12 protein-coding genes are annotated in these 12,500 nt (G+C 47.3%); 8 read left to right on the top strand and 4 right to left on the bottom strand.

Annotation, left to right across the window (positions count from 1 at the left end; all coding sequences use genetic code 11):
* Positions 1-69 precede the first annotated feature (69 nt).
* The 4 genes from VEHSUH05_RS03295 to ispE form a co-directional block, all read right to left on the bottom strand.
* Positions 70-1,326, bottom strand: coding sequence for a Glu/Leu/Phe/Val family dehydrogenase (locus tag VEHSUH05_RS03295; protein ID WP_105090708.1), 1,257 nt, complete (start codon positions 1,324-1,326; stop codon positions 70-72).
* A gap of 303 nt (positions 1,327-1,629) precedes the next feature.
* Positions 1,630-3,093, bottom strand: a complete 1,464-nt coding sequence (locus VEHSUH05_RS03290; protein ID WP_105090707.1) for an alanine/glycine:cation symporter family protein — start codon at positions 3,091-3,093, stop codon at positions 1,630-1,632.
* Positions 3,094-3,117: 24 nt separating this feature from the next.
* Positions 3,118-3,813, bottom strand: a complete 696-nt coding sequence (locus VEHSUH05_RS03285; RefSeq protein WP_095066459.1) for a GntR family transcriptional regulator — start codon at positions 3,811-3,813, stop codon at positions 3,118-3,120.
* A complete protein-coding gene (ispE, locus tag VEHSUH05_RS03280) occupies positions 3,810-4,706 on the bottom strand; it encodes a 4-(cytidine 5'-diphospho)-2-C-methyl-D-erythritol kinase (protein ID WP_105090706.1) in 897 nt (298 codons plus the stop codon). The genes VEHSUH05_RS03285 and ispE overlap by 4 nt, the downstream gene beginning before the upstream one ends.
* Before the next feature lie 283 nt (positions 4,707-4,989).
* Here ispE and VEHSUH05_RS03275 point away from each other — a divergent pair, with 283 nt between their 5' ends.
* The 8 genes from VEHSUH05_RS03275 to VEHSUH05_RS03240 all read left to right on the top strand — a co-directional run bounded on the left by VEHSUH05_RS03275 (position 4,990) and on the right by VEHSUH05_RS03240 (position 12,458).
* Complete coding sequence (locus VEHSUH05_RS03275; RefSeq protein ID WP_095066457.1) at positions 4,990-5,907, top strand: YitT family protein; 918 nt, start codon at positions 4,990-4,992, stop codon at positions 5,905-5,907.
* A 174-nt stretch (positions 5,908-6,081) separates the two neighbouring features.
* Positions 6,082-7,719: a phosphoglucomutase gene (locus tag VEHSUH05_RS03270; RefSeq protein WP_105090705.1), complete on the top strand. Its 1,638-nt coding sequence runs from the start codon at positions 6,082-6,084 to the stop codon at positions 7,717-7,719.
* A 135-nt stretch (positions 7,720-7,854) separates the two neighbouring features.
* Positions 7,855-8,130, top strand: coding sequence for an ACT domain-containing protein (locus VEHSUH05_RS03265; RefSeq protein WP_038116444.1), 276 nt, complete (start codon positions 7,855-7,857; stop codon positions 8,128-8,130).
* A gap of 8 nt (positions 8,131-8,138) precedes the next feature.
* Positions 8,139-9,497 (top strand): PFL family protein, encoded by a 1,359-nt coding sequence (locus VEHSUH05_RS03260; protein ID WP_105090704.1) that lies wholly within the window; start codon positions 8,139-8,141, stop codon positions 9,495-9,497.
* A 35-nt stretch (positions 9,498-9,532) separates the two neighbouring features.
* Positions 9,533-10,684, top strand: coding sequence for a glycosyltransferase family 4 protein (locus VEHSUH05_RS03255; RefSeq protein WP_038116442.1), 1,152 nt, complete (start codon positions 9,533-9,535; stop codon positions 10,682-10,684).
* Between the two features lie 56 nt (positions 10,685-10,740).
* Positions 10,741-11,883 (top strand): non-hydrolyzing UDP-N-acetylglucosamine 2-epimerase, encoded by a 1,143-nt coding sequence (gene wecB / locus VEHSUH05_RS03250; protein WP_095066454.1) that lies wholly within the window; start codon positions 10,741-10,743, stop codon positions 11,881-11,883.
* Between the two features lies 1 nt (position 11,884).
* The gene (locus tag VEHSUH05_RS03245) at positions 11,885-12,079 is read left to right on the top strand and encodes an AtpZ/AtpI family protein (RefSeq protein ID WP_038116438.1); all 195 of its coding nucleotides are present in this window, start codon (positions 11,885-11,887) and stop codon (positions 12,077-12,079) included.
* 10 nt (positions 12,080-12,089) lie between these two features.
* Positions 12,090-12,458 carry a hypothetical protein gene (locus tag VEHSUH05_RS03240; RefSeq protein ID WP_038116435.1) on the top strand — a complete coding sequence of 123 codons (369 nt, stop codon included), beginning with the start codon at positions 12,090-12,092 and terminating at the stop codon, positions 12,456-12,458.
* Positions 12,459-12,500: the final 42 nt, after the last annotated feature.

The raw sequence follows: 12,500 nt of genomic DNA, 5'->3' as shown, positions 1-12,500 counted from the left end.
AGGAAGATGGATTAGAAATTGCGGAATTGTTTAATTGGTTGATTATAAATCTAATTTTTCATTGAAAGCTTAGCAGTTGTAGCCCCGCAATGTGGTTTCTATTACGAGGCGTTCGAGAGCAACCATGTATGCCGCTTGGCGAGGCGGTACATTATATTTCTGCTGCATGTTCCAAACCGCTTCGAAGCTGTTTTGCATATTTTTAGTCAACCGTTCGTTGACCTCTTCTTCGGTCCAGTAGTAGCTCGCCTTGTTTTGAACCCATTCGTAGTACGATACGACTACGCCGCCACCGTTAGCGAGAACGTCAGGAATGATGTCGATGCCTTTTTCGTAGAAGTACTTATCCGCATCATTTGTAGTAGGACCGTTCGCACCTTCCAGGATGATTTTGGCCTGGATATTTTCCATGTTATCTTTGTTTAACTGGTTTTCAAGGGCTGCCATGTACAGAACATCAACAGGTTGAGCCAATAGTTCCTGCCCGCCGATGAGGGTCATACCCGGTTCGGAGTAACCTTCCAAGGATCGACCGTGTGAATTTGCGTATTCGTATGCTTTTTCAACGTCGATGCCATTCGGATTATAGATGTTGACGCTCACATCGCCGATGGCAACGACTTTAGCCCCTGCCTGTGCGATGAGACGTGTCCCGACGGATCCTACGTTACCGAAGCCCTGTACGGCTACTGTGAGATTTTTGATGTCCAGATTTTTTTTAGCGAGATAGCTTTGCAATGCGATGAGACAGCCGCGACCGGTCGCTTCGTTACGACCCAGAGAGCCGCCGACCTCAATCGGTTTGCCCGTAACGATACCCGGGCTCCATTCGCCTTTTAATGTGCTGTACTCGTCGGCAATCCAGCTCATAATCTGAGCGTTTGTGTTTACGTCCGGTGCAGGTACGTCCGTATTTACGCCGATAATAGGGGCAATGCGACGAACGAAATTACGGGTTAAGCGTTCCAGTTCGCGTTGGCTCAACGTTTTTGGATCGACCTTGATACCGCCCTTACCGCCACCGTACGGAAGATTGGCGATCGCATTTTTTATGGTCATCCATGCGGCCAAGGCACGCACTTCGTTTTCATCGGAATCAGGGTGGAAACGGAGTCCGCCTTTAGCGCTGCCGCGCAATGTGGAGTGCTGACAACGATAGCCCTCGTATACGCGTACTTCGCCGTTGTCGAGCTGTAATGGAACGGCGACCTTGAGTTCCCGTTCCGGATGACGCAATACTTCGTAATCACTGCGGGAATAGCCGAGTTTTTCCGCAGCCACATCCAAGGTATTTAACATGTTTTCATAAGGGTTATATGCTTTCATACATACCTCCTGTATATAGAATATGTTATGAGAATACGAAAAGAATTCTATATTAATAGTATTCGACATGTTTTATAAAATAACCTGCATAAAGGATAACTATATTCTATAGTTTGTGAAAGTTTACGGACGATAAGGAGGGGTAAGGATTGGGAAGGTCTTGATAAGAGATAATAGAGCATATTTTAGAAAATATAATAGAAAATATAGTAAAAATATAGGACCTCCTCGGTGTCGATAATCGCACCAAGGGGGTCCTAGTATTTCTGTTAGGAAATTATATGTTATTAGAAAATTTAAGCACTATCTGTTTTCTACCGTATTTTCAATCGGTGTAGGCGGTACGGAGGAATCCGTCGTCTGACCGTCACCCCACCATACAACGCCGTACGGATGATTCAATACGGAGCGGTGGAATAAGGGTGATTCGACGCCGGCCTTGCGTTGTTTGATGTAATCGTCGAGGGCGAGACCTGCAGTTCGGCCCATGCGCACGATGGAGCTCACATTTGTCAGTACCAGGAATGCCATGAACAAGTCGGCCAGATTCCATACGAGATCGAGCGATGCGATAGAGCCGAGGAATGTCATGATGATAACGCCGATACGGAACGCATAGAGGTAGCCTTTTTTATCCGTCAAATGGCTGATGTTGATTTCACCGTAATAATAGTTGCCTACGAGGGAACTGAACGAGAACATCACGATAAACACGGCTACGGCCAATGGGGCCCAGGAACCGAGCTGTTGTGCCAGGTTATGTTGCACAAGTGCGATGCCGGTAAGACCTGTCGTGCTGTAGTCTCCTACGACGAGGACGATGAAAGCGGATGCGGTACAGATGATGAATGTGTCGAGGAAAACCCCGAAGGCTTGTACGAGGCCCTGTTCTACCGGATGATTAACGGCTGCTGTAGCCGCCGCATTCGGTACGGAACCTTCGCCGGCTTCGTTTGAGAAGAGACCGCGCTTGATACCGTTCATCATGGTAGCGCCCATGAAGCCGCCGCCTGCCGCATAAGGATCAAAGGCGGATGTAACGATGGTGTAAATCACATGAGGAAAATGCTCGATATTCATGATGACAACGAAGAGGGCTGTCAAGATATAGAGAACGGCCATAATCGGTACCAGGACTTCCGACACCTTGGCTACACGGCTGATACCGCCGAAAATGACGAGACCTACGAGTACAGCTACAACAGCACCTGTATATGTTACATCAAAGTCGAAGGTGACAAGGGAGGCCGCTAACGTGTTGGCCTGCACGGAATTGTAAATCCATCCGAAGGTAACGCTGATCAAGATGGCGAAAAGAACGGATAAGAACTTATTGTTGAGGCCGTAGCGGATGTAGTAGGCAGGGCCGCCGTAAAAGCCGCCTTTTGCAAGGGGTTCTTTATAGATCTGAGCTAATGTACTTTCAATAAAACCGGTTGCCGCACCGATGAGGGCGATAATCCACATCCAGAAGATGGCACCGGGACCGCCTAATACAACGGCGATGGCGATGCCTGCGATGTTGCCGACACCTACGCGGGAGGCGGTGCTGACACAAAAGGCCTGGAATGAGGATACGTGATTTTTTTCGGTCGAGTTGCCTGCACCATTCGCTACGAGGCGAAGCATTTCTTTGAACATGCGAATCTGTACGAAGTTCGTCGTCATTGTAAAGAAGAGGCCTGCGCCGATGAGGATGAAGATGATGAGGTAGTTCCACAAATAACCGTTTATGGTGGACACTAGATCATTTAAATATGCTTCCATAAAAAATCCCTTTCTTGTTAAAACTTATCTGGACATATCGAATTCGGTGGATTCCTCCATCCCTTTTAAGAGGGTCTGTTCGGAATGTTCCATGTGAATTCGCGCCAGCTTGCGTGCTTGCGTCTCGTTATGGGAGGCGATGGCCTCCACGAGCTGGCGATGTTCCTCCCATGTTTTGCGCAACCGACCCGGCTGGTTCATGGAGAAACTGCGGAAACGGTAGGTCTGCTCCCTCAGATTGTGAACAATATCCGCCAGCCGTTGATTACGGGACGCTTTGTATAATACTTCGTGAAATTCCACGTCGGCGGTAATGACGGATTCCATGTCCTTGTTTTCCATGTGATCACCGATTTCGACGAGCATGCGCTCCAAGGTTTCGATTTCCTCCGCCGTGATGCGTTCCGCCGCAAGACCCGCCGCGAGTTCTTCCAGGGCGGATCGAATTTCAAAAACCTGCGTAATATCCTTTAAGGAGATGTTCGCCACATAGGTGCCGCGGCGCGGTATCATAACGACGAAGCCTTCCAGTTCGAGTTTGCGGATGGCTTCGCGAATCGGTGTACGGCTGACGCCCAGTTCCTCTGCCAGAGGAATTTCCATGAGCCGTTCACCGGGCTTTAAAATGCCTTCCTGGATGGCCTGTCGTAATGTTTCACTTACAACTTCCCGTAGCGGTTTGTACGCATCGAGGCGTATGGGTTGCAACCGTTTTGTCATGGTAAATCCTCCTCTGTGCATGTTTTTGTAATGAGTGAGAGCCAGTCGTGGCCCGCTTTTGAGATTTCGTCCTGCAGGTGCAAGGCATCTGTCGCTTTCTCGAGCAGTACGACCATCGTCGGACCGCTGCCGGTCATGATGGTCGGATATCCGCGGGATATAAAGAACTCCTTACATTGGGCCAATTCCTCGTGTTCGGGGAACAATAGTTCTTCGAAGGTGTTGATACTGCTGGTGAAAGCCGCATACATATCGTTGTTTTCGATGTGTTTCCGCACCGTATCAATCGTTTCGGATGTGGCCTTTGAGTTACCTTTGAATTGATTATATGCAGCTGCCGTTGAAACAGATGTTGTCGGTTTAACCAATAGGAGCCAATGCGGTTGTGGAGACCTACCGTAGGTAAGGATCTCTCCGCGACCCGTGCCGCGTGCCGTACCGCCGTGTAATAGAAAAGGAATGTCGGAGCCTAATTGAGATCCTAATGTCAATAATTCATCTTGCGTCAGACGCAGGTCCCAAAATTTGTTTAATCCTTTTAACATCGCCGCCGCATCGGCGCTGCCGCCGCCTAGGCCGGCCTGAACGGGCACGCGTTTTAACAGGTGAATGGCGGCACCCGCCTTACATCCCGTATAGGCCTGGATGGCGCGTAACGCCTTAAGGGCGAGATTGCTTTCACCATATGTGACGAGGTTCTGCATATAATCGGGCAGCTCCGGAGCCCCTCCGGAAAATACGACGGAATGGTGTTTGGCAAAGTAGATGGAATCACTGAGACGGATGGATTGAAAGATGGAATCGATATCGTGATAACCGTCATCGCGCTTACCCGTGATGGCGAGTCCTATATTAATTTTACTGCAACCGAGTTGCTCGAAACTTTTACTCATGAAATCCTCGTTAGTATATGTATATAGTTAGATTCTGAAATATGCTTTAATATGCTTTGCAACAGGATTGTAACCCTTATCGACAAAGCCTTGAATGGATATGTGATATATGCATTTCATATGTTTATTCTATACTGTTATAAAGTGATTGAAAATAACCATTAAGTGGTTTATGATGAATCTGTATACGCTAGTTGTATTATTCTTAAACGTATTGTAAATGCGTATGTTTTAGATACTCCATTATAGAATATTTATAGGGAAATGGCAATTTGGAGGGGTTATGTTAACCAAGTATAAAGCCGATATATACCAGGTTGTGATGGTCGCCGTCGGGTGTGCTGTTTTCGGCGCCGGGCTTGATGCATTCGTTCTGCCGCATAAGCTGGTGAGTACCGGTCTCAGCGGTTTGGGGCTTATATTATATTATCTTACGGGGCTATCCATCGGGACATGGAATATTATTTTGAATATACCTATATGTTGGGCCGCCTGGCACTGGTTGGGAAAACGTGTCGTAGTCAATACGATATACGGTACGTTGATGTTGTCCTGGATGATTGATCAGTTTGATTTTCTGCAATATAACATGATTATTCAGGATCCTCTGTTGAGCTCTATGATGGCCGGTGTTACGACCGGTGTGGGACTCGGTATAGTATATCGGGTTGGCGGAAATACGGGCGGCCTTGACCCTATCGCCCTTATCGTGCGGAAATATTACGGATTGCAGATGGGGTCCATTAACAGCATCATTAACTGCGTTATCCTCGCAGTGGCTGTCGCCGTTGTAGGTCTTGAGGCGGTAGCGGTGACACTTGTCAGCGTTTATGTATATACGATCATTACGAATAAAGTAGTCATCGGGTTTAACCAGAGAAAGGTTGCTTTCATCATCACCTATCGGACCGATGAAGTTTGTGAATGCATCATCAATAAGGTCGGTCGCGGTGCGACCATCATCAACGGTATCGGTGCCTATACGCGGACCCCGCGACAAATCGTCATGGTGGCGGTAAATCTGTTGCAGGTGAATAAACTGAAAGAAGTCATTCAAGAGGCGGACGAACATGCGTTTATCCTCATTACCGATGCGCAGGAGGTTATCGGAGAAGGTTTTACACGACCTACGATACCGGCTTCGGTGGAAATGCTGGCGAAAGAATGTCAGGAAAATGCACATTATGTGACAAATAAGTAAGTGCGTGGTCATGTTAGGCTAATTAATAGATTATATTATTATTTCACAGAGTATGATTTTATGGACTATGTAGACATCTATCGTTATGTAAACTGAGCAGATGTTCATTATTATTAAGATAGGTACATGTACGGTTTTATGCATGTTCGCCGTACATGTAATTGGGAGGTTCCTATGGCTCATGAGTTAGCAGGCAAGCCTGTACAAGAACAAGATATTATTGATTTAGAGGCCTTGATAGAGGCGTATTCTGACAATACACCGGATATGAATGATCCGACGCAACTGGTGTCTTTCGGCACGTCAGGACACCGCGGTACGTCGCTTAACGGGACTTTTACGGATCTTCATGTGGCGGCTATTACACAGGCTATCTGTGATGGACGTGGACAGTTCGGCGCTACCGGTCCTATATTCGTAGGTCAGGATACACATGCTTTATCACAACCGGCATTGGTGACGGTTCTTGAGGTGCTGGCCGGCAACGGTATCGTTGCAATGGTTGACAGCGATATGGACTTTGTACCGACGCCGTCTATTTCCCGTGCTATTATTCGTTATAATGAAAGCCATGATGATAAGGCTGACGGAATTGTCATCACGCCGTCTCATAATCCTCCGGATAACGGCGGCATTAAGTATAATACCGTTAACGGCGGGCCGGCGGATACATTGGTGACGAAGTGGATTGAAACCAGAGCGAATGAATATTTGCGCGCTTATTGCGAGATGGATGGATTTAAACGCATCAGTTTGGACAATATAGAACCGTCGCAACAGGAACCGTATGATTACAAAGGGCTTTATGTGGAAGAACTATCTTCCATTATTAATATGGAGGCCATTCAAAGTGCGAAACTGAAGGTCCTCGTCAATGCTCTTGGCGGTAGCGGCAGCAGTTACTGGCGCGCTATTAATGAACGATATCATTTGAATATGGACATCATCAATGATGATTACGACCCTACGTTCAGCTTTATGACCTATGACCATGACGGCAAGGTTCGTATGGACTGCTCGTCCGAGTATGCCATGGCGGATGTTATCAAGCAAATCGGGAATTATGATTTGGCTGTCGGTAATGATCCTGATTATGACCGCTACGGTGTGGTAAGTCCGGAAGGGCTGGCATCGCCGAATGCCTTTTTGGCGACTGCGGCGGACTATCTCTTTACGACGCGCGGATGGAAGGATAAAGGCGTCGGAAAGACCGTAGTATGTACTACTATGATCGATAAATGGGCTGCAAAGAAAGGCATTGAGGTCTATGAAGTACCGGTGGGCTTTAAATATTTCAGTCCTCTTTTATTCGACGGAACTATCGGTATCGGCGGCGAAGAATCAGCCGGAGCATCGTTCCTCAAGAAGGATGGCACCGTTTGGACCACGGATAAGGACGGCATGATTATGGCCTTGTTGTCCATTGAAATGCTGGCTGTTATGGGTGCTACCGTTGAAAAATTATATAAGGGTATCATTGAAGATTGCGGGGAACCTCGATTCGGCCGCATCGACGCGCCTTGCTCCAAGGCGGCAAAGGTAAAATTGAAAGCCCTTGATGCGGGTGCGATTACGGCTGTTGAGGTGGATGGTGATCCGATTACTGCGATTCGCACTACATCACTTTATAAAGATATGCCCATTGACGGGGTTCGTGTAGAAACTGAGACAGGCTGGTTTGTAGCGCGTCCGTCAGGCACGGAGGACCTGTATAAAATTTATGGTGAAAGCTATAAAGGTGACCGCGGTCTCGTGGCATTGTTGACGGCCGGTGAAGAAATTGTAACCGCTGCACTTTCAGAAGATGCATAACTATTTATAGTTTTGTGTAATCTCATGAAGAATTCACCGAAAAAAAGCGATAAATTATGATATAATATATTAATATAGTTTATCGAATGACCGTATACGGTTAGATGGTTTGTAGTCCATAGAAAAGGTGATATTATGAAATTAGTTGTTACCGTTGTCGGCGTCGACCGCGTTGGTATCATTGCGGGGGTCAGTACAGTTTTGGCTGATCATGGAGTCAATATTCTGTCAATTAATCAGACTATTTTGGATGGTCTGTTCAATATGATTATGATGTGCGAGACTGAATCCGAAGACGTAAAGGATTTGACGTCTATTCAGGATGCATTGACAGCATTAGGAACGAAACTCGGCGTGGAAATTCGCGCTCAACATGCGGATATTTTCTTGAGCATGCACCGCGTAGGATAGGGGGCACCATGTTATCTATCGATAATATTCTAGAAACGAATCAGATGATTCACGATAATAAGCTTGATGTTCGTACGATTACGATGGGTATCAGTTTGTTAGAATGTGCTTCCAGTTCCGGTAAAGAGTTATGCGACCGCATTTATGATCGCATTACAAAGGAAGCGGAACATTTGGTATCTACCGGTGAAGATATCGAGCGAGAGTTCGGTATCCCTATCATCAATAAACGTGTTTCCGTGACACCTATCTCCCTCGTGGCGGGCGGTACTGATTTAACGTCTTATGTACCTGTCGCGGAGGCCATGGATAGAGCGGCAAAGACCGTAGGTGTTAATTTTATCGGCGGTTTCTCAGCTCTCGTTACGAAGGGGGCGACACGTGCGGATCGTATCCTGATTGAATCGATTCCGGAAGCATTGGCGATGACGGATATCGTGTGCAGCTCCGTAGGTGTAGGTTCTACTAAGACCGGTATCAATATGGATGCGGTGCGGGAAATGGGCCTCATCGTAAAGAGAACGGCGGAACTCACCGAGGATAATGATGCTCTTGGCTGTGCAAAGCTCGTTATATTCTGTAATCCTGTTGAGGATAATCCGTTTATGGCGGGGGCCTTCTTCGGCGTTACGGAACGGGATAGTGCTATTTCCGTTGGGGTATCCGGTCCTGGCGTTGTGAAACATGCATTGGAGTCCGTTCGCGGTGAGCCCTTTGATGTAGTGGCTGAAACGATTAAACGGACGGCTTTCAAAATCACTCGCGTCGGCCAGCTGGTGGCACAAGAGGCGTCCCGTCGTCTCGGTAAACCGTTCGGCATCATCGATTTATCGTTGGCTCCGACACCGGCCGTAGGCGACTCTGTGGCACATGTATTGGAGGAAATGGGTTTATCTTCCTGCGGATGTCATGGTACGACGGCTGCGTTGGCACTGCTCAATGATGCGGTGAAAAAAGGCGGCCTTATGGCCTCTTCGCATGTAGGCGGCCTCAGCGGCGCATTTATCCCTGTATCGGAAGATGCGGGCATGATCGATGCCGTGGCTTGCGGCAGTCTTTCCCTAGATAAGTTGGAAGCCATGACTTGTGTGTGCTCCGTAGGGCTTGATATGATCGCTATCCCGGGGGACACGACGGCAGATACGATTTCCGCTATCATCGCTGATGAAGCGGCGATTGGCATGATTAATAATAAGACGACAGCGGTTCGCGTCATTCCTGTACCGGGTAAAACGGTCGGTGAAGTCGTTAAGTTTGGTGGACTGTTAGGCTATGCCCCTATTATTGAGGTGAGTCCTTATAGTGCGGCAGAGTTTATTGCGCGTGGCGGTCGTATTCCGGCACCTATCCGCAGTTTGACGAACTAATTCAGTGAATGTGACCCGGTTGTTGGAGGTGTCTTATGAGAGAGTTCATGCCTGATTATGTGTGGGCCTTTGTGTTGGCGCTCATCATAACATATGCATTGACGCCCCTGGTGAAACGCTTTGCGGTCGCCGTCGGGGCAATAGATAAGCCGGATGCTCGTAAGGTGCATCACGGTGCGATTCCACGACTCGGTGGATTGGCGATTTTTCTCGGTTATATGGGATCTGTTCTGCTTAACGGTTCAATCCCTCATGACCATAAATTATTCGGTTTTGTGCTCGGTACGGTCATTCTCGTTATCGTCGGTATTTGGGATGATATCAAGCAGATTGAACCTAAGACAAAGCTGATGGGGCAGATTATTGCGGCGGCTATTCTCGTGGCCTATGATATTCGAGTGGACTTTATCAACCTTCCTTGGGGCGGTGTAATCTACCTCAAATATTGGGCGATTCCGTTGACTATATTTTGGATTGTAGGCTTTACGAATATCGTAAACCTCATCGACGGTCTTGACGGGTTAGCTGCGGGTATATCCTTTATCGCCTGTATCGCCGTGTGTGCGATGACCTTACAGCTCGGTCAAATCGATCTGGCTTGTATTGCGCTTGCTTTGGCGGGTGCTACGGTAGGCTTTTTGCGATATAACTTTAATCCGGCTAAAATATTCATGGGTGATACGGGTTCTATGTTGTTAGGCTACACGTTGGCGGCTATTTCCGTTATGGGTGCCGTCAAGACGGCGGCCATGATCGCTTTAGTAGTGCCGGCTATCGTGTTAGGATTGCCGATTTTGGATACCTTATTCGCCATTGTGCGCCGCAAAATCAGCGGACGTCCGATTTTTAAACCCGATAAAGGTCATGTGCATCATCGTTTATTAGCTCAGGGCCTGTCTCAAAAGCAGGCGGTCCTCATGATGTATGCCGTAACAGCTCTTTTCGGTGGCGTATCCGTTATCGTTGCGGAGGTTAACGCCTGGGTCGGAGCGACCTTGGTCTTAGTGATTTTCTTGTGCAGTATCTATATTGCCCGCCGTCTTGGTGTTATCATGCATAGCGATGCGGCAGGGCATCCGTTACCACGTCCTACAATTGAACGCAGCGATTCGGATGATACCATATCCTTCGATCGTGATGAATTGGCCAAAGCTTTGGAGAATCCGGATGATTCTCATAAGGAATAACCATATGTGGGGCGCTTGCGCCCCTTTTTTTCTACCTTATTATATTGGAGGCAACTATGTTAAAAGTTATGACAATCTTCGGTACAAGACCTGAGGCGATTAAGATGGCCCCTCTTGTGAAAGCATTGCAGGCGGCTCCGGATATGGAGCCCATTGTAACGGTAACGGCTCAGCATAGAGATATGCTCGATCAAGTACTGCATCTATTTAACATTACGCCGGATTATGATTTGAATATTATGAGTCAGGGGCAAACGTTGTATGACGTAACAAATCGTGCGTTGTTGGGCCTCAAGGATGTGTTGGAAAAAGCGAAACCCGATGTCGTTCTCGTTCACGGCGATACGACGACAACCTTTGCGGGGGCTTTGGCGTCCTTTTATCAGGAAATTCCCGTGGGACATGTGGAGGCGGGACTTCGGACGGGAGATATCTACTCGCCGTTTCCTGAGGAGATGAACCGTAAACTCACAGGCTCTATTGCAACTTATCATTTTGCGCCTACGTCCAGCTCTGAAAGCAATCTGAAAAAGGAAAATATCAATGATGCTCATCTATATGTAACGGGCAATACAGTTATCGATGCTCTCGATACGACGGTACAGGATAATTATGTCTTTGAGGACGAAGCGATTAATGCACTGGATCCCGCTAAAAGAACAATCCTCGTAACGACTCATCGCAGAGAGAATTTGGGCGAGCCTATGCGCCATGTGTATCAGGCTATCCGCGATTTGATTGCTGAGTTTGACGATATTCAAGTGGTATTTCCTGTTCATAAGAATCCGAAGGTGCGTCAAGTGGTGCAGGAGGAACTGGGCTCCGTTGAGCGCGTGACCCTTATCGATCCTCTCGATTATGAACCGTTTGCAAATTTGATGGCTAAATCCTATCTGATTCTCACAGATTCCGGTGGTATTCAGGAGGAGGCTCCTGCGCTTGGAAAGCCGGTTCTCGTATTGCGTGATACGACGGAACGCCCCGAAGCCGTTGAAGCGGGTACGGTACGTCTCGTAGGCACGGATAAGGATGCTGTACATGGTGCGGCCTATGAATTATTAAGTAACGAAAAAGCCTATAAATTGATGTCGAACTCCGTGAACCCTTACGGTGACGGCAAAGCATCGGAACGTATCATTCAGGCGCTTCGTCATGAATTCTTGGGCGATGCGAAACGTCCGGAACGGTTCGGTAAATAAGATGGATAAGGATACTGTGAAAGCCATGGCTATGGCCACATCCGCAGGGATGACACTAGCTGCCTGTATCGGCGGCTTTGTTTGGATCGGATATAAACTGGACGGTTGGTTAGAAACCAGTCCGCTATGCATGATAATATTGGGTCTGATCGGAGCCGTCACAGGATTCTATATGTTGTACAAACAGGTTATGTAGTGAGGTGTATATGAATCAATATGTAAAATTCATAGTGCGCGTGCTACTGACTTGTTTTTTTATTGCCTTTTTAGGTGTAATAATACAGGTTGCATGCGGATTACAACACTATGTATGGGGCTGGTTGTGGGGCGTTTTCATAATGGTACTCTACTTGCTTAGCCTTGCATTACATGGTCAAGCAATTATATTAGATGATCCTTATAAGGCTGTTCGTAAGGCGCGCAGACAGATGATATGGCGTCTCTTATTAGTAGGCTCTTTAGTGGTCTTAGGATTGAAAATCCAAGGAATAGAGGCTATTAGTATGTTTATTGGTATTGCACTGATACAACCTGTATTATATGTAGTGTACTGGTTGCTTAGTCGACATTTCTAATCTCATGATTATATGTATTAAATGATATGTGTATTCCAATAA

The sequence above is a fragment of the Veillonella denticariosi JCM 15641 genome (assembly GCF_002959855.1).
GTDB lineage: Bacteria > Bacillota > Negativicutes > Veillonellales > Veillonellaceae > Veillonella > Veillonella denticariosi.
The sequence above is the reverse complement of the archived record's forward strand: the minus strand, read 5'-3'. Positions and strand labels throughout refer to the sequence as shown.